The 22,801-nt window shown below is 67.6% G+C and carries 17 protein-coding genes; all 17 read right to left on the reverse strand.

What is annotated here, in order from left to right; genetic code table 11:
• Positions 1 to 147: 147 nt before the first annotated feature.
• Positions 148 to 2,265, reverse strand: a complete 2,118-nt coding sequence (gene fusA / locus ASG74_RS07175; protein WP_056140786.1) for an elongation factor G — start codon at positions 2,263 to 2,265, stop codon at positions 148 to 150.
• A 122-nt stretch (positions 2,266 to 2,387) separates the two neighbouring features.
• Positions 2,388 to 2,858 (reverse strand): 30S ribosomal protein S7, encoded by a 471-nt coding sequence (rpsG, locus tag ASG74_RS07180; protein ID WP_056140789.1) that lies wholly within the window; start codon positions 2,856 to 2,858, stop codon positions 2,388 to 2,390.
• Positions 2,858 to 3,232, reverse strand: coding sequence for a 30S ribosomal protein S12 (rpsL, locus tag ASG74_RS07185; RefSeq protein ID WP_009775972.1), 375 nt, complete (start codon positions 3,230 to 3,232; stop codon positions 2,858 to 2,860). Before rpsL ends, rpsG begins: the two co-directional genes overlap by 1 nt.
• Positions 3,233 to 3,700: 468 nt before the next feature.
• Complete coding sequence (locus tag ASG74_RS07190; protein ID WP_156465312.1) at positions 3,701 to 4,234, reverse strand: GNAT family N-acetyltransferase; 534 nt, start codon at positions 4,232 to 4,234, stop codon at positions 3,701 to 3,703.
• Between the two features lie 120 nt (positions 4,235 to 4,354).
• Positions 4,355 to 8,245 carry a DNA-directed RNA polymerase subunit beta' gene (locus ASG74_RS07195; protein ID WP_056140799.1) on the reverse strand — a complete coding sequence of 1,297 codons (3,891 nt, stop codon included), beginning with the start codon at positions 8,243 to 8,245 and terminating at the stop codon, positions 4,355 to 4,357.
• Positions 8,246 to 8,359: 114 nt separating this feature from the next.
• Positions 8,360 to 11,848, reverse strand: a complete 3,489-nt coding sequence (gene rpoB, locus ASG74_RS07200) for a DNA-directed RNA polymerase subunit beta (RefSeq protein WP_056140802.1) — start codon at positions 11,846 to 11,848, stop codon at positions 8,360 to 8,362.
• A 423-nt stretch (positions 11,849 to 12,271) separates the two neighbouring features.
• Positions 12,272 to 12,661 (reverse strand): 50S ribosomal protein L7/L12, encoded by a 390-nt coding sequence (gene rplL / locus ASG74_RS07205; protein WP_056140805.1) that lies wholly within the window; start codon positions 12,659 to 12,661, stop codon positions 12,272 to 12,274.
• 75 nt (positions 12,662 to 12,736) lie between these two features.
• Positions 12,737 to 13,372: a 50S ribosomal protein L10 gene (gene rplJ / locus ASG74_RS07210; protein ID WP_056140808.1), complete on the reverse strand. Its 636-nt coding sequence runs from the start codon at positions 13,370 to 13,372 to the stop codon at positions 12,737 to 12,739.
• 324 nt (positions 13,373 to 13,696) lie between these two features.
• Positions 13,697 to 14,491 carry a hypothetical protein gene (locus ASG74_RS07215; protein WP_156465313.1) on the reverse strand — a complete coding sequence of 265 codons (795 nt, stop codon included), beginning with the start codon at positions 14,489 to 14,491 and terminating at the stop codon, positions 13,697 to 13,699.
• Between the two features lie 80 nt (positions 14,492 to 14,571).
• A complete protein-coding gene (locus tag ASG74_RS17120; RefSeq protein WP_156465314.1) occupies positions 14,572 to 15,291 on the reverse strand; it encodes a hypothetical protein in 720 nt (239 codons plus the stop codon).
• Positions 15,275 to 15,766 (reverse strand): hypothetical protein, encoded by a 492-nt coding sequence (locus tag ASG74_RS07225; protein WP_056140816.1) that lies wholly within the window; start codon positions 15,764 to 15,766, stop codon positions 15,275 to 15,277. Before ASG74_RS07225 ends, ASG74_RS17120 begins: the two co-directional genes overlap by 17 nt.
• Positions 15,763 to 17,034 carry an MCE family protein gene (locus ASG74_RS07230; protein ID WP_056140819.1) on the reverse strand — a complete coding sequence of 424 codons (1,272 nt, stop codon included), beginning with the start codon at positions 17,032 to 17,034 and terminating at the stop codon, positions 15,763 to 15,765. The genes ASG74_RS07225 and ASG74_RS07230 overlap by 4 nt, the downstream gene beginning before the upstream one ends.
• Positions 17,031 to 18,257, reverse strand: coding sequence for an MCE family protein (locus tag ASG74_RS07235; RefSeq protein ID WP_056140821.1), 1,227 nt, complete (start codon positions 18,255 to 18,257; stop codon positions 17,031 to 17,033). Before ASG74_RS07235 ends, ASG74_RS07230 begins: the two co-directional genes overlap by 4 nt.
• Positions 18,254 to 19,501 (reverse strand): MCE family protein, encoded by a 1,248-nt coding sequence (locus ASG74_RS07240; RefSeq protein ID WP_056140824.1) that lies wholly within the window; start codon positions 19,499 to 19,501, stop codon positions 18,254 to 18,256. The genes ASG74_RS07235 and ASG74_RS07240 overlap by 4 nt, the downstream gene beginning before the upstream one ends.
• Positions 19,498 to 20,469, reverse strand: a complete 972-nt coding sequence (locus tag ASG74_RS07245) for an MCE family protein (protein ID WP_056140828.1) — start codon at positions 20,467 to 20,469, stop codon at positions 19,498 to 19,500. The genes ASG74_RS07240 and ASG74_RS07245 overlap by 4 nt, the downstream gene beginning before the upstream one ends.
• Positions 20,466 to 21,494, reverse strand: a complete 1,029-nt coding sequence (locus ASG74_RS07250) for an MlaD family protein (RefSeq protein WP_056140830.1) — start codon at positions 21,492 to 21,494, stop codon at positions 20,466 to 20,468. The genes ASG74_RS07245 and ASG74_RS07250 overlap by 4 nt, the downstream gene beginning before the upstream one ends.
• Entirely contained in the window at positions 21,491 to 22,801 is a 1,311-nt protein-coding gene (locus ASG74_RS07255) for an MCE family protein (protein WP_056140832.1), read from the reverse strand. Before ASG74_RS07255 ends, ASG74_RS07250 begins: the two co-directional genes overlap by 4 nt.

Here is a 22,801-nt window from a genome sequence, read left to right on the forward strand (position 1 = left end):
AGGACTCTTCTTTGGTGAAACGCTTCACGGCCGTGCGGGACGTGGCGTCGTACTTGGGGTTGTGCATGTGGTTGTTCTGGAACATTGTCGACTCGGCAGTGCGTGCCGACGTGTGACCCAGATCCGGACCGGCGACCAGTCTAGCGGTCACTCGCCCCGGGTCTTGGCGATGATCTCTTCGGCGACGGACTTGGGAACCTCTGCGTAGGAGTCGAACTCCATCGAGTAGTTCGCCCGGCCCTGCGTCTTCGACCGGAGGTCTCCGACGTAACCGAACATCTCGGACAGCGGGACGAGGCCGCGAACGACCTTGGCGCCGCTGATGTCCTCCATGGCCTGGATGTGGCCACGGCGCGAGTTGATGTCGCCGATGACGTCGCCCATGTACTCCTCGGGCGTACGCACCTCGACAGCCATCATCGGCTCGAGGATCACGGGGTTGGCCTTGCGGACAGCCTCCTTGAGCGCCATCGACCCAGCGATCTTGAACGCCATCTCCGAGGAGTCGACGTCGTGGTAGGCCCCATCGAGCAGCGAGGCCTTGATGCCGACGAGCGGGTAGCCCGCGAGCACGCCGTACTGCATGGCGTCCTGGATACCGGCGTCGACCGACGGGATGTACTCGCGCGGGACGCGACCACCGGTGACCTTGTTCTCGAACTCGTACAGCTCGCCGGACTCCGTCGTGTCCAAGGGCTCCAGACGGATCTGGATCTTGGCGAACTGGCCGGAGCCACCCGTCTGCTTCTTGTGGGTGTAGTCGTGCTTCTCGACCGTGCCCTTGATGGTCTCGCGGTAGGCGACCTGCGGCTTGCCGACGTTGGCCTCGACCTTGAACTCGCGCTTCATGCGGTCGACGAGGATGTCGAGGTGGAGCTCGCCCATGCCGGCGATGATCGTCTGGCCCGTGTCCTCGTCGAGGTGGACCTGGAAGGTCGGGTCCTCGGCGGAGAGCTTCTGGATGGCCGTGGAGAGCTTCTCCTGGTCACCCTTGGTCTTGGGCTCGATCGCGACCTGGATGACCGGGTCCGGGAACGACATCGACTCGAGCACGATCTGCTGGTCGGGGTCGCTCAGGGTGTCACCGGTCGTGGTGTCCTTGAGGCCGATCGCGGCGTAGATGTGACCGGCGAGGGCCTCCTCGACCGGGTTCTCCTTGTTGGCGTGCATCTGGAAGAGCTTGCCGACGCGCTCCTTCTTGCCCTTGGTCGTGTTGACGACCGGCGAGCCCGCGGCGATGCGGCCGGAGTAGACGCGGATGAAGGTGAGCGTGCCGAAGAACGGGTGGCTCGCGACCTTGAAGGCGAGCGCGGAGAACGGCTCGGTGCGGTCCGGACGACGCGTCATCGGGATCTCCTCGTGGTCCGGCTTGTGGCCGACCATCGGGGGGACGTCGATGGGCGAGGGGAGGAAGTCGACGACAGCGTCGAGCATCGGCTGGACGCCACGGTTCTTGAAGGCGGAGCCACACAGGATCGGGTAGAGCGTCGAGGAGACGGTCAGCTGGCGGATGGCGCCCTTGATCTCGGCGACGGTGAGCTCCTCGCCACCGAGGTACTTCTCCATGAGCTCGTCGTCGGACTCGGCGACACGCTCGATGAGCAGGTGGCGGTACTCGTCGGCCTTGGCCTGGAGGTCGGCGGGGATCTCCTGGACCTCGTACTTGGCGCCCATGGTCACGTCACCCTTGGCGTCACCGGGCCACACCAGGGCACGCATCTCGACGAGGTCGATGACACCGACGAAGTCGTTCTCGGCGCCGATGGGCAGCTGGATGACCAGCGGCTCCGCACCGAGGCGGTCCTTGATCGTCTGGACGGTGAAGTAGAAGTCCGCGCCGAGCTTGTCCATCTTGTTGACGAACGCGATGCGGGGGACGTCGTACTTGTCGGCCTGGCGCCACACGGTCTCGGACTGGGGCTCCACGCCCTCCTTGCCGTCGAACACGGCAACGGCGCCGTCGAGCACGCGCAGCGAGCGCTCCACCTCGACGGTGAAGTCGACGTGACCGGGGGTGTCGATGATGTTGATCTGGTTGTCACCCCAGAAGGAGGTCACGGCGGCAGACGTGATCGTGATGCCGCGCTCCTTCTCCTGCTCCATCCAGTCGGTCGTCGAGGCACCGTCGTGGGTCTCGCCGATCTTGTGGTTGACGCCGGTGTAGAAGAGGATGCGCTCCGTCGTCGTCGTCTTGCCGGCGTCGATGTGCGCCATGATGCCGATGTTGCGGACCTTGGTCAGGTCCGTCAGGACGTCGAGTGCCAATGTAGTTGCTCTCATCTCGCTTGTTACGAAAGTGCGTACGGGGTGTGGCTTGGGCGTCAGACCCCGACCACACGGTTCCGGTATGCCGGGAGCGCAAGCAGCGCACCCGGCATACCGGGAAGTCACCAGCGGTAGTGCGCGAAGGCCCGGTTGGACTCGGCCATCTTGTGCGTGTCCTCGCGACGCTTGACTGCAGCGCCGAGGCCGTTGGAGGCGTCGAGGATCTCGTTCATGAGGCGCTCGGTCATCGTCTTCTCACGACGCTGACGCGAGTAGCCCACGAGCCAACGCAGGGACAGCGTCACGGCGCGGTTGGGCTTGACCTCGATCGGGACCTGGTAGGTCGCACCGCCGACGCGGCGGGACTTGACCTCGAGGGTCGGCTTGATGTTGTCGAGGGCGCGCTTGAGCAGCAGCACGGGGTCGGTGCCGGACTTCTCCTTGGCGCCTTCGAGCGCGCCGTAGACGATCGTCTCGGCGATGGACTTCTTGCCGTCGAGCAGGATCTTGTTGACCAGCTGGGTCACCAGCGGGCTCTGGTAGACCGGGTCGATGACGAGGGGGCGCTTCGGAGCGGGGCCTTTACGGGGCATTACTTCTTCTCCTTCTTGGCGCCGTAACGGCTGCGAGCCTGCTTGCGGCCCTTGACACCCTGGGTGTCGAGCGAGCCACGGATGATCTTGTAGCGAACACCGGGGAGGTCCTTCACACGGCCACCGCGCACGAGCACGATGGAGTGCTCCTGGAGGTTGTGACCCTCACCGGGGATGTAGGCCGTGACCTCGATGCCGGAGGTCAGCTTGACGCGCGCGACCTTGCGGAGCGCGGAGTTCGGCTTCTTGGGGGTGGTGGTGTACACACGCGTGCACACGCCGCGGCGCTGCGGAGAGCCCTTGAGGGCAGGAGTGGTCGTCTTCGTGACCTTGTCCTGCCGGCCCTTGCGCACCAGCTGGTTGATGGTAGGCAACCTGGATCCTTTGTCTCATCTGGTCGATGTCGGGCGGATGCCGCGACTCCTTGGTGGTGTCCGGTGCTCGACCCCCGCGCTCGGGTGTGTCGCAACGGATGCTCTCCCCTGCACTCCCCGCTCCAGGCCGTGTCACAGTGAAGCGACTCGGTCGTGGTGTGGGGTGCCCGGCGAGAGGTGGGCGGTCACGTCCCTCGCGCTCTCGGCGCTGAACATGGCCAACGTCTGGTCCTAGCCAGACACGAGGATCAACGATACCGGTAGGCCGGGAGGGCACCAAATCGCGGCGGGCGACGTGCGCGGACGCTCTCGGACGAGGGTGCCGGATGCCTCGTCACCACTGCGCCGGTCGCTCGACAGGCGCAGTGCCTGACGACCGCCATCCGCGTACGAGCACCGGTCACCACGTTGAGTGCCGGTCGTGCGACCGGCGCAGACGTGGCGGGGGTGGACCAGCTGTCTCTGGGCTCAGGCCTCGAGGCGTTCGTAGGCCGGGGCGTAGCGGAACGGGCCCGCCTGCTCCGGGCGCCAGGCGCGCAGCGTCTTGACCTGAAACTGCGCCGGGTCCCACGGCCCGGGCGAGCCGATGCCGAGGTCGCCGGCCGGGACGAAGCCGAAGTGGGCGTAGTAGCCGGGGTCCCCCAGCAACACGATCGCGACGTCCCCGCGCTGGTCGGCGGAGGCGATGACCGAGGCCATGAGGGCCGCTCCGATGCCCTGCTGCTGCAGGGCCGGGGTGACGCCGATGGGGCCCAGACCGACGGAGGGCCGCTCCCCCATCGTCGCCGCCGAGCACATGACGTGCCCGACGACCGCGCCGTCGAGCTCGGCGACGAAGGTCAGCTCGTCGATGACGTCGCCGTCGCCGCGCAGCTCGTCCACCAGGCTCGACTCGACCGAGCGGGCAGCACCCTCGACCCGCTCGAACGCGTCGTCGTGCAGGGCAGCGATCGCCGCGAAGTCCTCGGGGCGCTCGCGCCGGATGATCATGTCGTCACGCATGCGCCCCACCCTCTCACCCCGCCGGGTTCGGCCCGGAAACGGAGCGTTCCCCCCGGAAAGTTTCCGGGGGGAACGCTCCGTTTCCCTGATCAGCCGGGAAAGGTGTTGCTGGGGTGGAGCTCAGAGGCGGTCGAGACCGAGCTCGCTGTCGTCGAGCCGGACGGCCTCGCCCGAGCCCGGACCGAAGGCCGGGTAGGCGAACTCGTCGTAGTTCGGCATCGAGTACATGGCGGCCTTCGCCTCTTCGGTCGGCTCCACGTTGATGTTGCGGTAGCGCGTGAGGCCCGTCCCGGCAGGGATGAGCTTTCCGAGGATGACGTTCTCCTTGAGGCCGAGGAGGGAGTCGGACTTGCCCTCCATGGCGGCCTCGGTGAGGACGCGCGTGGTCTCCTGGAACGAGGCCGCGGACAGCCACGACTCCGTCGCCAGCGAGGCCTTGGTGATGCCCATGAGCTCGGGACGACCCGAGGCAGGGGTTCCACCCTCGGCGACGACGCGACGGTTCTCGTCCTCGAAGCGACCGCGCTCGGCGAGCATGCCCGGGAGCAGGTCCGCGTTGCCGGCCTCGATGATCGTGATCCGGCGCAGCATCTGCCGCACGATGACCTCGATGTGCTTGTCGTGGATCGACACACCCTGCTGGCGGTACACGTGCTGGACCTCGTCCACGAGGTGCATCTGCACCTTGCGCGGGCCCAGGATGCGCAGCACCTGCTTGGGGTCGATGGAACCCACGGCGAACTGGGTGCCGACCTCGACGCTCTGACCGTCGGTGACGAGCAGGCGCGCACGCTTGCTCACCGGGTAGGCGTGCTCCTCGGAGCCGTCGTCCGGCGTGAGCAGGATGCGACGAGCCTTGTCGGTCTCCTCGATCGTGACGCGGCCACTGGCCTCGGCGATCGGCGAGACACCCTTGGGGGTGCGGGCCTCGAAGAGCTCGACGACACGCGGCAGACCCTGCGTGATGTCGTCACCGGCCACACCACCGGTGTGGAAGGTACGCATCGTCAGCTGGGTGCCGGGCTCACCGATCGACTGGGCCGCGATGATGCCGACGGCCTCGCCGATGTCGACGAGCTTGCCCGTGGCCAGCGAACGGCCGTAGCAGAGCGCACACGTGCCGACCTTGCTGTCGCAGGTCAGGACCGAGCGGACCTTGACGCTGTCGACACCGGCGGCGAAGAGCGCACCGATGACGACGTCACCGAGGTCGATGCCGGCCTCGGCCAGCGTCTCGCCGTCCTTGATGACGTCCTCGGCCAGCGTGCGGGCGTAGACCGAGGTCTCGACGTCGTCGTGCATGGTGCGGTTGCCCGTGCGCTCGTCGGTCGCGGCGATCGGCATGGCCAGGCCACGGTCGGTGCCACAGTCGTCCTCACGGATGATGACGTCCTGCGAGACGTCGACGAGACGACGCGTGAGGTAGCCCGAGTCGGCCGTGCGGAGCGCGGTGTCCGCCAGGCCCTTGCGCGAGCCGTGCGTGGAGATGAAGAACTCGAGCACCGACAGACCCTCGCGGAAGTTCGCGCGGATCGGGCGGGGGATGATCTCGCCCTTCGGGTTGGACACGAGCCCACGCATACCGGCGATCTGGCGCAGCTGCATCCAGTTGCCTCGTGCACCCGAGGACACCATGCGGTAGATGGTGTTGGTGGCCGGGATGTTGGCCTCCATCTCCTTGGCGACCTCGTTGGTGGCCTGGGTCCAGATCTCGATGAGCTCCTGACGACGCTCGTCGTCGGTGATGAGACCACGCTCGTACTGGACCTGGACCTTGGTGGCCTTGACCTCGTAGCCCTCGAGGATCTCGAGCTTCTTGGGAGGCGTGACGACGTCGGAGATGGCGACCGTGATGCCGGACCGGGTGGCCCAGTGGAAGCCGTACTCCTTGAGCGCGTCGAGCGAGGCCGCGACCTGCACCTTGCTGTAGCGCTCCGCGAGGTCGTTGACGATCGTCGAGAGACGCTTCTTGTCGACCTGGTCGTTGACGTACGGGTAGTCCATGGGCAGCGTCTCGTTGAAGAGCGCGTTGCCCAGGCTCGTGTCGACCAACCACTCGGCGAGGTAGCCCTCGTCGTCGACCTCGAGGCCCTCGGGCAGCTCCGCACCCGGCGTCGGGACGACGTGGTGGAGGCGGATCTTGACCGGCGTGCCCAGCAGGATCTCGCCACGGTCGAAGGCCATGCGGGCCTCGGACACGGTCGAGAAGACCCGGCCCTCACCCTGGCTGCCCTCGACGGGCGAGGTCAGGTGGAACAGGCCGATGATCATGTCCTGGGTCGGCATGGTCACGGGGCGACCGTCAGCCGGCTTGAGGATGTTGTTGCTCGAGAGCATGAGGATGCGGGCCTCGGCCTGCGCCTCTGCGGAGAGCGGCACGTGCACGGCCATCTGGTCACCGTCGAAGTCCGCGTTGAAGGCGGTGCAGACGAGCGGGTGGATCTGGATGGCCTTGCCCTCGACCAGCTGGGGCTCGAAGGCCTGGATGCCGAGGCGGTGCAGGGTGGGTGCGCGGTTGAGCAGGACCGGGTGCTCGGTGATGACCTCTTCGAGGACGTCCCACACGACGGAACGGTGACGCTCGACCATGCGCTTGGCCGACTTGATGTTCTGGGCGTGGTCGAGGTCGACCAGGCGCTTCATCACGAACGGCTTGAACAGCTCGAGAGCCATCTGCTTGGGCAGGCCGCACTGGTGCAGCTTGAGCTGGGGGCCGACGACGATGACCGAACGGCCGGAGTAGTCGACGCGCTTGCCGAGGAGGTTCTGGCGGAAGCGTCCCTGCTTGCCCTTGAGCATGTCGGACAGCGACTTGAGCGGACGGTTGCCGGGGCCCGTGACCGGGCGACCGCGACGGCCGTTGTCGAAGAGGCTGTCGACGGCCTCCTGCAGCATCCGCTTCTCGTTGTTGACGATGATCTCGGGAGCACCGAGGTCGAGCAGTCGCTTGAGGCGGTTGTTGCGGTTGATGACACGACGGTAGAGGTCGTTGAGGTCCGACGTCGCGAAGCGGCCACCGTCGAGCTGCACCATCGGGCGCAGGTCGGGCGGGATGACCGGGACGGCGTCGAGGACCATGCCGGACGGCTTGTTGGTCGTCGTCATGAAGGCGGAGACCACCTTGAGGCGCTTGAGCGAGCGGGTCTTCTTCTGACCCTTGCCCGTGGCGATGATCTCGCGCAGGAGCTCGGCCTCGGCCTCGAGGTCGAAGGACTCCAGACGCTTCTGGATCGCCGCCGCACCCATGCCACCCTCGAAGTACAGACCGAAGCGGTCACGCATCTCGCGGTAGAGGATCTCGTCGCCCTCGAGGTCCTGGACCTTGAGGTTCTTGAACCGGTCCCACACCTGCGCGAGACGCTCGACCTGAGCATCGGCGCGCTTGCGGATCTGGTTCATCTCACGCTCGGCCGAGTCGCGGACCTTGCGCTTGGCGTCGGACTTGGCGCCCTCGGCCTCAAGCGCGGCGATGTCGCCCTCGAGCTTCTTGGCGCGGGTGTCGACGTCGACGTCGCGACGGTTCTCGAGCTCCTTCTTCTCGGCCTCGATCTGGGCCTCGAGCGAGGGCAGGTCGGTGTGACGCTGCTCCTCGTCGACGCTCGTGATCATGTAGGCGGCGAAGTAGATGACCTTCTCGAGGTCCTTCGGCGCGAGGTCGAGCAGGTAGCCCAAGCGTGACGGGACGCCCTTGAAGTACCAGATGTGGGTGACGGGGGCGGCGAGCTCGATGTGGCCCATCCGCTCACGACGCACGGCCGCACGGGTCACCTCGACGCCGCAGCGCTCACAGATGATGCCCTTGAAGCGGACGCGCTTGTACTTGCCACAGGCGCACTCCCAGTCACGGGTCGGACCGAAGATCTTCTCGCAGAAGAGTCCGTCCTTCTCGGGCTTGAGGGTGCGGTAGTTGATGGTCTCGGGCTTCTTCACCTCGCCATGGCTCCACTCACGGATGGAGTCGGCCGTGGCGAGGCCAATGCGCAGTTCGTCGAAGAAGTTGACGTCGAGCACGTGGTTCCTTCTCTCGTTGCTCTTGCTTAAGTCTGAATGTGGGTCAGGAAAGGCTGGGGTATGCCGTGTGCTCGGCTCGCGCTGTCAGCGCGAGGGGAGCACACGGCATACCGGTCAGACCTCTTCGACCGAACTGGGCTCGCGACGCGACAGGTCGATCCCGAGCTCCTCCGCCGCACGGAAGACGTCTTCCTCGGCGTCGTGCATCTCGATCGCCTGGCCATCACTGGACAGGACCTCGACGTTGAGGCACAGGCTCTGCATCTCCTTGATGAGCACCTTGAAGGACTCGGGGATGCCGGGCTCGGGGATGTTGTCGCCCTTGACGATGGCCTCGTAGACCTTCACGCGGCCGTTGACGTCGTCGGACTTGATCGTGAGCAGCTCCTGCAGCGCGTAGGCCGCGCCGTAGGCCTCGAGCGCCCAGACCTCCATCTCACCGAAGCGCTGGCCACCGAACTGGGCCTTACCGCCGAGCGGCTGCTGGGTGATCATCGAGTACGGGCCCGTGCTGCGCGCGTGGATCTTGTCGTCCACGAGGTGGTGCAGCTTGAGGATGTACATGTAGCCCACCGACACCGGCTCCGGGTACGGCTCGCCGGAGCGGCCGTCGAAGAGCGGCGTCTTGCCGGAGCCGTCGATGAGACGGACACCGTCACGGGTCTCGCGGGTGCTGTCGAGCAGGCCGACGATCTCGTTCTCGCGCACACCGTCGAAGACGGGGGACGCGACGCGGGTGCCGGGCTCGGCCGAACGCGCGTCGTCGGGGATGAGGTTGGCCCACTCGGGGTTGCCCACGATCTCCCAACCACGGCTCGCGGCCCAACCCAGGTGCAGCTCGAGGATCTGGCCGATGTTCATGCGGCCGGGGACACCGAGCGGGTTGAGCACGACGTCGACCGGCGTGCCGTCCTCGAGGAACGGCATGTCCTCGACGGGCAGGATCTTGGAGATGACGCCCTTGTTGCCGTGACGGCCGGCGAGCTTGTCACCATCGGTGATCTTGCGCTTGTTGGCGACGTGGACGCGCACCAGCTGGTTGACGCCCGGGGGGAGCTCGTCGCCCTCGTCCTTGTCGAACACCTTGACGCCGATGACCGTGCCGGTCTCGCCGTGGGGCACCTTGAGGGACGTGTCGCGGACCTCGCGCGCCTTCTCACCGAAGATCGCACGGAGCAGGCGCTCCTCGGGGGTCAGCTCGGTCTCACCCTTGGGGGTGACCTTGCCGACGAGGAGGTCGCCGTCGCGGACCTCGGCACCGATGCGGATGATCCCGCGCTCGTCGAGGTCCGCGAGGACCTCCTCGGAGACGTTGGGGATGTCCCGGGTGATCTCCTCGGGGCCCAGCTTGGTGTCGCGGGCGTCGACCTCGTGCTCCTCGATGTGGATCGAGGAGAGGACGTCGTCCTGCACCAGGCGCTGGCTGAGGATGATCGCGTCCTCGTAGTTGTGGCCCTCCCACGGCATGAACGCCACGAGCAGGTTGCGACCCAGGGCCATCTCGCCACCGTCGGTCGCGGGACCGTCGGCGATGAGGCCACCCTTCTCGACGCGGTCACCCTCGTTGACGGTGACGCGCTGGTTGTAGCTATTGCCCTGGTTGGACCGGGTGAACTTGTCGATCCGGTAGGTGCGCGACGTGCCGTCGTCGGCGGCGACGGTGACGAGGTCGGCGGAGACCTCGGTCACGACCCCGGCCTTCTCGGCGACGACGACGTCACCGGAGTCGACGGCTGCACGCAGCTCCATGCCGGTGCCGACCAGCGGGGCCTCGGCCTTGACCAGCGGCACCGCCTGACGCTGCATGTTGGAACCCATGAGCGCACGGTTGGCGTCGTCGTGCTCGAGGAACGGGATGAGCGCGGTCGCGGCCGAGACCATCTGGCGGGCGGAGACGTCGATGTAGTCGACGTCGTCGGCCGGGATGTACTCGACCTCGCCACCCTTGACGCGCACGAGCACGCGCTCCTCGGCGAAGCGCTCACCGGTGGAGTCGAGCGCGGCGTTGGCCTGGGCGATGACGTGCTCGTCCTCCTCGTCGGCCGACAGGTAGTGGATCTCGTCGGTGACGCGGCCCTTGGTGACCTTGCGGTACGGGGTCTCGATGAAGCCGAACGCGTTGATACGGCCATAGGACGCCAGCGAGCCGATGAGCCCGATGTTCGGGCCCTCAGGGGTCTCGATCGGGCACATGCGGCCGTAGTGCGACGGGTGGACGTCACGCACGTCCATGCCGGCGCGGTCACGGGAGAGACCACCCGGGCCCAGCGCGGACAGACGACGCTTGTGCGTCAGCCCGGAGAGCGGGTTGTTCTGGTCCATGAACTGCGACAGCTGCGAGGTTCCGAAGAACTCCTTGATCGAGGCCACCACGGGGCGGATGTTGATCAGGGTCTGCGGCGTGATCGCCTCGACGTCCTGGGTCGTCATGCGCTCACGCACGACGCGCTCCATACGGGACAGGCCGGTACGGACCTGGTTCTGGATGAGCTCACCCACGTTGCGCAGGCGACGGTTGCCGAAGTGGTCGATGTCGTCGGTCTCGACGCGGATCGCGACGTCCTCGCCCTTGCGACGGCCCGGGAGGGTCTCGTCACCGTTGTGCAGGGCCACGATGTACTTGATCGTCGCGACGATGTCGTCGACGTTGAGCGTGGAGTTGGTGAGGTCGCCCTCGATGCCGAGCTTCTTGTTGATCTTGTAGCGACCAACCTTGGCCAGGTCGTAGCGCTTGCCGTTGAAGTAGAGGTTGTCGAGCAGGTTCTGCGCGGCCTCACGGGTGGGCGGCTCGCCCGGACGGAGCTTGCGGTAGATGTCGAGCAGCGCGTCGTCCTGGCCCTCGGTGTTGTCCTTGTCGAGGGTGAGCTCGATCGACTCGTAGCCGGCGAACTCCTCACGGATCTGCGCCTCGGTCATGCCGAGCGCCTTGAGGAGGACGGTGACGGACTGCTTGCGCTTGCGGTCGACGCGGACGCCGACCATGTCGCGCTTGTCGATCTCGAACTCGAGCCAGGCTCCGCGGCTCGGGATGATCTTGGCGGTGTAGATGTCCTTGTCGGACGTCTTGTCGGGCGTGCGCTCGAAGTAGACGCCCGGGCTGCGGACGAGCTGCGAGACGACGACCCGCTCGGTGCCGTTGATGATGAAGGTGCCGCGCTCGGTCATGAGCGGGAAGTCGCCCATGAACACGGTCTGGCTCTTGATCTCGCCGGTGGTGTTGTTCATGAACTCCGCGGTGACGAACAGGGGCGCGGAGTAGGTCTGGTCGCGCTCCTTGCAGTCCTCGATGGAGTACTTGACGTCTTCGAAGCGGTGGTCGCGGAACGACAGCGACATCGAGCCGCTGAAGTCCTCGATCGGGGAGATCTCTTCGAAGATGTCCTCGAGTCCCGAACGCTCCGGCACGTCGTCGCGACCGGCGGCGCGTGCCTGTGCGACACGCTCCTGCCAGCGCTCGTTGCCGAGGAGCCAGTCAAAGCTCTCGGTCTGCAGGGCGAGGAGGTCAGGGACCTCCATGGGCTCACGGATCTTGCCGAACGAGAGACGGCCCGTAGCCGTCATTGCGGTGGTCACGATCTTGGACGCGGTGCGCGAGGCAGCCAAGGATGGTCCTTCCACTGGCCATGTGTTTGTACGGAGGTCGCACGGCCCATCACTGCCGGTCCGCTCAACGTGGACGAGCCGAACGCTGGGTGCAGTTGCCGGGATGCGGCAGGGGCACGCAGAGGTCGCTCAACGAGAGCAGGCGGAGGTCATGGACAGGGCAAAGCAACAGTCTAGACCCAAAAGGGCACAACAGTCCAACCCTGTCCAATCCAGCGCGGACGCGGGATGCGGGTACGGTCGCCGTCGCATACGGAAGGCACGCGGTGTGACCCGCAAAGAATGACTGGCGCAGGCGCGAACGTCAAGCCTACGGGCGGCATACCGCGAACTTTTGTGCCTGGGCATGCGGAACGGGCGGGACGGATCATCACGATCCATCCCGCCCGTTCGCGGAGTGCTCAGCCTCGGGAGAGGCTCAGGTCACTTGACCTCGACGGTCGCGCCTGCGGCCTCGAGCTGCTCCTTGGCCTTCTCGGCCGTGGCCTTGTCGACCTTCTCGACAACGGGCTTGGGAGCGCCGTCGACGAGGTCCTTGGCCTCCTTGAGACCGAGGGAGGTCAGCGTGCGGACCTCCTTGATGACGGCGATCTTCTTGTCACCGGCAGCGACCAGGACGACGTCGAACTCGTCCTGCTCGTCCTCGGCGGCGGCGTCGCCACCACCGGCGGCGGGGGCGGCACCGGCAACCGCGACGGGCGCGGCGGCGGTGACGTTGAAGGTGTCCTCGAACTGCTTGACGAACTCGGAGAGCTCGATGAGGGTCATCTCCTTGAAAGCCTCAAGGAGCTCGTCGGTGCTGAGCTTGGCCATGATGGCGCCTTTCTTCTTCGTGTATGCCGTGAGTGGCGGTGGTGTTTTCCTGGGACCTCAGCTGGTGCTGGGTCCTCAGGCGTCGTCGCCACCCGTGGCGACGTCTTCGGTGGCCTCGACCGCAGGTGCGGCGTCGGCGGGGGTCTCCTCGGGTGCAACCTCGGCCTCGGCCGCGGGAGCGGCGTCGGCCGGACCCTCGGTCTCGACCTTGGCGCGCAGTGCGTCGACGACCCGAGCGGTCTGCGACAGCGGCGCGGCAAAGAGGTAGACAGCCTGCGTGAGCGACGCGTTCATGGCGCCGGCCAGCTTGGCGAGAAGCACCTCGCGGGACTCGAGGTCCGCGAGCTTGGTGATCTCCTGCGCGGAGAGCGACTTGCCGTCAAGCAGGCCGCTCTTGATCACGAGGAGGGGGTTTGCCTTGGCAAAGTCACGCAGGCCCTTTGCGGCCTCGACCGGGTCGCCGTCGACGAATGCGATGGCGGACGGTCCCACGAGCTGGCCGTCGAAGGCCGTGACTCCGGCCTCCTTGGCGGCGAGCTCGGTCAGCGTGTTCTTGACCACGGCGTAGGTCGCGTTGCCACGAAGGGCGCCACGAAGCTCGGTGACCTGTGCCACCGAGAGCCCGCGGTACTCAGTCAGAACTGCGGCGTTGGAGCTGCGGAACTTCTCCGCGAGCTCGGCGATCGCCGCGGACTTGTCTGCACGAGACATTCGGGCCTCCTTCCGTCGGGTACGACCATCGGTGAAGGCCCGGACAACAGATCGAGCCCCGGCGCAGGGCGCGGGGCTCGTGGTGGACGTCGCGGGGCGACGCTCACCTTCGAAACTCGGCCTGCGCTGGTCGCCCGCTCTCGCGGAACCTTCAGTCCTGGTGCGGGTGCACCGGACAACCGGCGGTCTTTGGTCGAGCACAACTCTAGGGCGCGGACGGCACACGACCAAATCCAGACGACTTATTGCCCGTTTGGCCAGGATGTGCGAACGGGCAGCTGGCGCGTGTGGTGGCCAACCGGGCAATAAGTCGTGGGAAGAAGGTCAGGTGGACGAGGGGAAGCTCATCGGGCCGACCTGGTCGGCGGGCGGCGCGCTGATGTCGACCTTCTTGCCCCAGTCGCTGTAGGTCACCGTGATCGCCTGGCCGGAGACGCTGGTCGAGATGGTCACCGGGCGGTCCTGCCCGTCGAGCACGTAGGTCATGGACAGCGGCGGCGTCGAGGCGCTGGGCGACGGGGTCGGCGCCGCGGCGTCCCCGAGGGCCTTGGCGGGGTCGACCGTGAACTCGTAGGTCGTGTTGCCGCCGTCGGTGGAGGTGACCTTGGCCTGGGTGCCCTTGAGGTTCTCGGCCATCTTGGTGGGGTCGCTGATGCCACCCTCGGCGATGCCCTTGAACATCTGGCTCACCGGGTCGTCGCCGCTCGGGTCGATCTTGACCCACGGCTTGGCCTGGCCGGGCAGTCCCTTGAGGTAGACGAAGTCACCGACGGAGATGATCTCCATCTCGGAGCCCTCGACCGGCACCGTGGTGTGCTGCTGGAGCTTGCCGTCGACGTACGTGAAGTCGCCCGTGGCCTTCTCGCCACCGGTGTCCATCGACATCGTGCCGCTGCCGGCCTTCTGCATGGCGGCGACCATGCGCGTGGCGACGTCACCCGCGTCGACGCTCTCGCCCTTGGCCTGCGTGCTCGCGGCGGCGCTGGTCTCGGAGCTCTTGTCGGAGCTCTTGGCAGTGGCGCTGCCCGCCCCGTCGTCCGACGAACCGCAGGCGCCGAGCGCGAGGAGCCCCGCCAGGGCCAGGGCGGCACCGCTGGAGCGGCGCATCGAGATTGTCATGGGTTCCTCCCAGTTGAGTCCCTCGAGCGTAACGGTGCGAGCCGACTGGCCCGAAACCCCGCAACCGCCGTGCGCAGGGGTCAGTAGGCCTTGAGCGCCGACACGAGCCACCTGTTGCCGACCCTGGTCATCGTGGCGATGACGCGGTTCTGGTCGATCGAGGGCTCCTTCTGCTTGTCGCTCGTCTTCGCCTGGTTGACGAACGCCTGCACGGTCACGGTGCCGTCGGTCTGCGACATCACCCCGGCCTCGTAGATCCGCGCCTTGACGACCGTCTTGTCCTTCTGGGCGAGCGGCACGATGGTCTTGGTCATCGTGTCGGCGAACTCCTGCTTGAACGAGCCGGTGAGCAGGGCCTGGGTCGCAGGGATCTGCTGGGTCATCGTGGCGTAGTTGTAGCTGAGCGCCTGCTCGAGGGTGCTGCGGGCCGTGGCGGTGGCCGCGGCGGCTGCCCTGGGCCGCTCCCCCGGGTCGTGGCGGGTGACGACGAGGACCGTCGCCAGCAGCGCGAGGCAGACGGCCAGGGCGATGGCCGGGAGCACTGGCGAGCTGCTCTTGCCCTCCGCTCCGGCCGGGTCGGCATCCTGACGGGGAAGTCGTCGGATGACGCGGAAAGAACCGCGTCCTGCGACGGCTTCCGCGTCATCGGGAGCCGGGCCCTCGCGAGCCGGGCCCTCGGGAGCCGGGCTCCCGGGCGTGCTGCCCTCCCCCGGGGTCTCGGGCAGGACCGGCCCACCCTCGCGGGCGGGCCGGCGACGCTGACCCGCGACCCGGGGGCGACGGTTAACCGACGAACTCAAGGCGCTCCACCTTCCACTGCTCGCCGACGTGACGCAGGCCGAGCTTGGTGCGATAGGTCTTGGTCTCGCCCTTGGGCACGACCGTGTTGCTCGTCGGGGCGATGAGGCCCACGATGACCGTCGCGGAGTCACGGTCACCGGAGACCAGGGCCGCCTCGGCGCGCTCGACGCTGCTGACGGACTTGTTCTCGACGATGACCTTCTTGAGGTCGTCGAGCTGGCTGGTGTAGCTCGCGAGGAACTCCCCGGTCGCTCCCGCCTTGACCCTGGCGGTGTCCTCGTCGACCTTGCGGTAGTCGATCGTGGCGAAGTTGATGGCGTGCTGGCGGCCGGCGGCGAGGGCCTCGGACTGTGCCTGCTCCGTGGTGCGGGCGTCCCACCAGTCGCGGCCACGCGTCGCCGCGAGCGCCACCGTGGCGACCAGCGCCAGCACCGTGAGCGCCCACAGGGCCCGGGCGGTGCTCTGCCGGCTCATCGGGCGGCCTCCTGCATGATCCACGACCAGGAGTCTGCCCCGCCCGCTCCCCCGGCCGGCGCCTGGGGTGCCGACACCCGGGGCGAGCCCTCCGCGGCCGCGGCGTTGCCGAGCGGCAGCATCTGGTTGGCCAGGGCCAGCGGGTGCGAGGACGCGACGCCACTGCGCGGTCGAGGCGCGTTCTGGGCGCCGCGCACGTTGGAGGCCGAGCCTCGAGGCAGCGTGCAGCCGGCGTCGGTGTTGACCTTGGGGAGGTTCTCGGTGCGGTTGGGGTCCGTCCTCTGGGTGCCCTCATAGCCCTTGGTGCACACCGGCGCCGACTGGCTGAGCTGCATGCCGAAGTGCGCCGTGCCGTCCCCCGGGACGACGGTGAAACCGCCGCCCACGACCTCGGGGTAGGTGACGAACATCTGCTCGATGCCGTCGATGCGCGACGTCGTCACCTGCCCGATGGTGATGAGGTTGGCGATGAGGGTCGCAAGGTCGCCCTGGTTGTCCTTGACGAGGCCCTCGAGCTCCTTGGAGGCGACGACGCCCCGGTCGAGGATGAGGCGCAGGTCCGCGTCCGAGGCCTGCAGGGTCTCGGAGAGGTTGGCGAAGTCGGTCGCGAAGTTCTTGATCTGTGGTGCGGTGTCGCGCTGGGTGTCGAGCACCGTCTTGCTGTGCTGGAGCAGGGCCACCGTCTCGGGCAGCGCGGTGAGTGCCGCCTGCGTCAGGAGGTTGCCGTTGTCGATGAGCTGGCTGATGTCCGGCCCGGAGCCCTCGAAGCCCGTGCCGAGCTCGTCGATGACGGTGCGCAGGTCCTCCTTGTCGACCGAGCGCACGGTCCGGTCCACGTCGAGGAGCAGCTGGTCGACGCGGATCGGGTATGCCGTGTCCTTGCGTGGGATGCGATCTCCCGTCTGCAGGGAAGGACCACCGAAGGACCGGGGCTGCAGGTCGAGGTACTGCTCGCCGACGGCGGAGCGGTTCTCGACCACGGCCTTGGTGTCCTTGGGGACCTCGACGCCACGCTTGAGCTGGGCCTGGACGAGCACCCCGTCCTTCTCGAGCTCGAGCCCGGAGACCCGGCCGACGGCGACCCCGCGATAGGTGACCTCGGAGCCGACGAAGATCCCGCCGGACTCGGCGAAGCTCGCGCTGAACCGTGCACCCCCACCCAGCAGGCGCTCGGTGAGGCCGATGTAGTTCGCCGACAGGATCGAGACGGTCACGATCGTGATGAGCATGAAGGCCGCCAGCTGGGCCTTGGTGAGCGTGCGGATCATGCGTCACCCCCTCCGTAGAGCGTCGTCCACGAGGTGTCGCGCCCGTGCGAGTCGCTCGTGCACAGCGGTGGGCACAGCGGGCTCTTGGGCGTCGCCGTGGGGGTGGGGACCGTCGGAACCGTGGGGACCTTGGGGACCTTGGGCAGCTTCGGCAGCGGCGCGGAGGGCAGGGACGGCAGCGGGACCGGCGGCAGGGTGACGCCCGGCAGGGGACTGCCCGGGACTCCGCCCTGAAGGATCTTGAGCTCACGCAGGTCGAGGTCGGCGGTGAGCGACAGGTTGGTGAAGTCGCCCTTCATGGCGCCGACGGCCGCGTCCGGGAAGGGGTAGGTGAGGATGAGCTCCAACGACTGCGGGAGCGCGTCACCGGCCTTGTTGAGCTGCGTGAGGACGGGCCCGAGGAGCCTGAGGTTGGCGAGCGTGTCCTCCTTGGAGCCGCGGATCACCTTGGTGCCGACGGCGCCGAGGCGGCTCAGCGCCTGCAGCATCTCGGTGAGCTGGATCCGCTGGTCGGCGAGCACCTTGAGGCCCTTGGGCAGCTCCTCGAGGGTCTTGCCGATGAGGTCCTTCTGCTCGGCGAGCCGGGCGGCCAGCTTGTCCACCATGTCCAGGGCCCGCACGATCTCGGCCTTCTGGTCCTCGAGTCCGCCGATGAAGGTGTTGAGCTCACCGATGAGGTGCTTGATCTCGTCGGTGTTGCCCCGCAGTGCGTTGTTGAGCTCCCGCTCGATGACGGACAGCTGAGCGATCCCTCCGCCGTTGAGCAGCAGCGACATCGCCGAGAGGACCTCTTCGACCTCGGGGTTGCGGTTGGTGCGCTCGATCGGGATGAGGTCTCCGTCCGAGAGGGTGCCCACACCCTTGCCGTCGGCGGGCTCCGACAGGGCGATGTACTTCTCACCCAGCAACGACGTCTGCTTGAGCTCGGCCGTGGCGTTGTCAGGCAGCTTGCTCGAGACGGGGATCGACAGGGTCACCCGCGCGGTCCACCCGTTGAGCTCGATCTTCTCGACCTGGCCGACGGCCACCTCGTTGATCTTCACGGCGGACTTGGGCACGAGGTCCAGGACGTCGGCGAAGTCGACCTTGACCCGCATCGACGGGCCTTCGCCCTTGGCGCCGCCGGGCAACGGAAGGTCGAAGGCTCCCTGGCACGAGGTCAGGGTCAGGGCCACGACGACGGCAAGGGCCACCGCACGAAGTGAGCGCACGGCATACGTCATGGCTTCTCCTTCGCAAGGAGACCACCGAGGGTCGGGTCTGCCCCACGGATCGTGACGTCCACGGCCTCGGTCTCCGACTGCGTGGGCGCGGCCGCCGCCTGCGGTGCGATCGCTGCAGCGACCTGGGGCACCGTGAAGGCCGCCGGGATCGCGGACAGGCCGGGGAGGTTGAGGAGGCCGGGGAACAGGCCGCTCTTGGGGATGATCGTCTGGAGCAGCGCGCACAGGTTGGGGTTGGCGTTGCCGGTGCCCGTCGCCCCCGTGAGGAGTGAGCACAGGATGAGCGCCGGGTCGTCGAGGCCCTGAATGTTGCTGCGCGTGTCGAGGGTGCCCGATGCCGGGTTGTAGGCGAGCTGGAGGTTGGACAGGGCGACCGGCGCGTTGTCGAGCGCCTCGGCGAGTGCGTCGCGCTTCGCCGCCACCGCCGACGTGAGGTCGGTGAGCTGGTGAACGTCCTTGGTGAGCACGGCGCGGTTGTCCTTGACGAAGCTCGAGATCTCGCTGAGGGCGACGGCAAGGTTCTTCAGGGCTGCCGAGAGGTCGTCGCGCTCGCCATCCAGCTGGTCGGAGACCTTGGACAGGTCGGTGTTGAGCCGGCGGACCTGCTCGTCGTTGGTGGCCAGCATGCCGGTGAAGGTCTCGAGGTTCTTCACCGTGGCGAAGAGGTCACCGCGCCCCTCGGCAAAGGTCTGGACCGCCTGCGAGAGGCCGCGGTTCATGTCGTGGAGGTTCTGCCCGTTGCCCTTGAGGTTGCGCGCACCGGTGTCGAGCACGCGGTTGAGCGCACCCTCCTTGTTGGCGCCGTCGGGACCGAGGGCCACCATGAGGTCGTCCAGTGCCTGCGAGACCCGGTCGAGCTCGACGGGCACGGCGGTGCGCTCGCGGGGGATGGACGCACCGTCCTTCATCACGGGTCCGGTGGTGTAGGCAGGCAGCAGCTGGACGTAGCGGTCACTGACGAGCGAGGGGGCGACGATGGCCGCCTTGGCCTGCGCCGGGACCTTGACGTCGGCGTCCACCCGGAAGGTCACGTGCACCGTCTCGCCATGCGGCTCGACGGTCTCGACCTGGCCCACGCGCACACCGAGCACACGCACGTCGGAGCCGGGGAACAGTCCGACGGCCCGGGAGAAGTCGCCCGACACCGTGAGCTTGTCGGCGCGGGGCCACCACACGAAGGCTGCCGCGACCAGGCCCACGACGACGATCGCCGCGACGACCCTGGAGAGGATTGCGGGCTTCATCGACCCACCGCCCCGACGGGGACCGTGAGGTTCTGGATGTAGGTGTCGAACCAGCGGCCGTTGCCGAGCGCACTCGCGAAGACCCTGGTGAAGGGCCCCATGGCCTCGATGGTCCTGGTGAGGTCGGCCTCGTGCTTGCGCAGGGTCTCGAGGACTCCGTTGAGCTGGGTGAGGGCCGGCCCGAGCTGCGCCCGGTTGTCGCGCACGAGGCCGGTGATCTGCACGGCCATGGCGCTGGTGTTGGTGAAGAGGGTGTGGATGGCGTCGCGCCGTTCGTAGAGCTCGGCGAGCAGGAGGTCACCGTCGGTGATGATCTTCTCGATGACCTTGTTCTGGTCGGCCAGGGTCCCGGACACCGAGTTGCTCGCCTTGAGCAGCGCCTTGAGCTCGCTGTCGCGGCTCGAGATCGTCCTGGACAGGCGGGTGAGCCCGTCGAGCGCAAGCCGCACGTTGGCCGGGGTGTCGCTGAACTCGCTGGCGATCGTGTCGAGCGACTTGGCGAGCTGGGTGGTGTCGATGCGCTCGGTCGTCTCGGTGAGGTCCGAGAAGGCGTTGATGATGTCGTAGCTGGAGACGGTGCGCGACAGCGGGATCGTTGCGCCTTCAGCCATCTGGCCGCGGCCCCTGGGCTCGAGGGAGACGTACTTCTGGCCGAGGAGGGTCTTCATCCGGATCGACGCCCCGGACTCGGGGCCGAAGGCGACGTCCTCGGTGATGCGGAACGCGACGTCCACCTTGTTGCCGTCCAGTGAGATGTCGGTGACCTTGCCGACACGCACGCCGGCGATCCGGACCTCGTCACCGGTGCGCAGGCCGCCCGCCTCGCTGAACGACGCGGCATACGACTGCCCCCCACCGATGATCGGCAGCTTCGAGGCGTTGAAGGAGGCGAACAGGATGAGTCCGATCGCGAGCAGGCCCGCAATGCCGATCGGCAGGGGGTCGCGGGCGCGGAACGGCGTGCTCATCGGCACCTCGCAGCGGAGACGTTGTAGCCCAGGCCGCCCGGAGTCGGGCCGGTCGGCAGCAGGAGGTTCTTGACGTCGAACCGGCAGAGGTAGAAGTTGAACCACGACCCGTAGGTCGCCGTGCGGGTGATCGTCGAGATCTTCTCGGGCGCCCCGGTGATGAACTTCTCGTAGATCGCCGTGTTGGCCGGCTTGTTGAGGGTCTTGCTCAGGGCGCCGAGCTGTCCGATGTCGTTCTTGATGTCCGGGCGGCCGGCCTCGAGGAGCCGCGCCGTCTCGTCGGTGACGGAGTTGATGTTGGTGAGGGACTCGCCGATGGCCTTGCGGTCGGCAGACAGCCCGGACACGAAGCGCTGCAGCTGGATGAGGAGCTCACCGAGCGCGGTGTCGTGCTGCTCCACCGTCGTGAGGACGGTCGTGAGGTTGCTGATGACCCGGCCGATGACCTTGTCGCGGTCGGCCAGCGTGTCGGTGAGCGACGCCGTCTGGCCCAGCAGGGAGTTGATGTTGCCTCCCTCGCCCTGGAGCACCGAGATGATCTGGGCCGACAGCTCGTTGACCTCCTTGGGCGAGAGTGCGGCGAAGAGGGGCTTGAAGCCGTTGAACAGGACCGTGAGGTCGAGGGCCGGGTGGGTGCGCTCCAGCGAGATCGTCGCACCGTCCTTGAGCGGGGTCGCGGCACCCGGGCCCTGGGTGAGCGCGACGTAGCGCTCCCCGATGAGGTTGCGGTACTTGATCGTCGCCACGGTCCCCTGGGTGAGGGTGCTCGTGCTGAGGACGTCGAAGGTCACCTCGGCGTGGGTCCGGTCCCTGGCGACCTCGATGTCCTTGACGGTGCCGACGCGCACCCCGGCGATGCGGACCTCGTGGCCCTTCGCGAGACCCGTGACGTCGGTGAAGACGGCCTTGAAGGAGTTGCGGTCACCCGGCTGGATGTTGGCAATCGTCGCCGCCAGCGTGCCCGTCGCGAGGATCGTGACGATCGCGAAGACGATGAACTTGATGAGGCTGGGAGTGGTCTTCACTGGCTCACCACCGTCCCGCGCATCATCGGCCCGGCGAGCAGGGTCGCGAGGGAGGCGTCCTGCCCCTCGTCGAGCCCGACGAGGGCGCCCACGAGGTGCTGTTCCTGAACGGTGCCGGCCAGGCCCGAGTCGACGGCGGGGATGCGCGCACCCTCGGGAGCGAGGAAGGCCTGCGGAAGCGCCGAGTGCGTCGCGTCGGTCGCCGCACCCTCGGTGCCGTCGTCGAACTTCGACCCCCGGCGCGGCTTCGCCTGGCTCCCCTGCACGTTGGGCAGGCCCTTGCAGCTGGGAGCGCGCTTGTCGTGCCACGCCGGCTCCTCGCCGGGGTGGTAGGCCTGCGTCTGCGGGACGAACTCGAGGGTGATGTGCATCTGCCCGTCGCGGAAGAGCTGGTTGGCGCGCGGCAGCCAGTTGACCAGGCCCTGGGTGAAGCAGGGATAGATCGGTGAGTGCTTGGCGAGCACCTGGAGCGTCGGGCGCTGCACCCGGCCGACCTGGATGATGCGGTTCTGGTTGGTCTCGAGGAAGCCGGCCGTGGTGTTGGCGAACCCTGCGGTGCCGGCGAGGAAGCCGGCGAGCTCCTTCTGCTTCTCGACGATGGTCGCGTTGGTCGTGAGCAGCGCCTTGGCCGCGCGCAGCAGCTCGGGGGCGGCCACGGCATACGTGCTCGCCAGGTCGGCCAGGCCCGAGATGTCGGCCTGGATCGTGGGCAGGTGGGGGTTGAGCTTGGTGAAGTACTCGTCGACGAGGACGAGGTTCTTGCCGAGGGCTGTGCCGCGGCCGTCGAGAGCGGTCGCGAGGGCGTTGAGGGTGGCGGACAGCTTGGCCGGGTCGATGCTGCGCAGCAGCGGCAGGAGGTCGTCGAAGACCTGCTCGAGCTCGATCGCCACGCTCGTGCGGTCCTGCGGGATGACGTCCCCTGCGCGGATGGCACGTCCGGGGGCGCCCTCGGGCGGGACGAGGTCGACGTAGCGCTCGCCGAAGAGGGTCTTGGGGAGCAGGCGGGCGCTCACCTTGGCCGGGATGAGGTCGACCATCTCGGGCTTGAGTGCCAGGTGGAGGGTGGCGCCCTTGTCGCTGGACTCGATCGTGCGCACCTCACCGACGATGAGCCCGCGGATCTTGACGTCGGAGGCCTCCTGCAGCTGGCTGCCGATGCGGTCGGTCTTCAGCGTCACCTCGACGATGTCGGTGAAGACCTTCTTGAACGACGCGATCGACAGCGAGAGCAGCAGGGCGACGACGAGGATGAACGCCACACCGTAGGTGCGGTGCCCGAGGCGTCCGAGAGTGCTGGCCTTGGACAT

Origin of the sequence: Knoellia sp. Soil729, assembly GCF_001427985.1 — a bacterium.
Taxonomy (GTDB): Bacteria; Actinomycetota; Actinomycetes; order Actinomycetales; family Dermatophilaceae; genus Knoellia.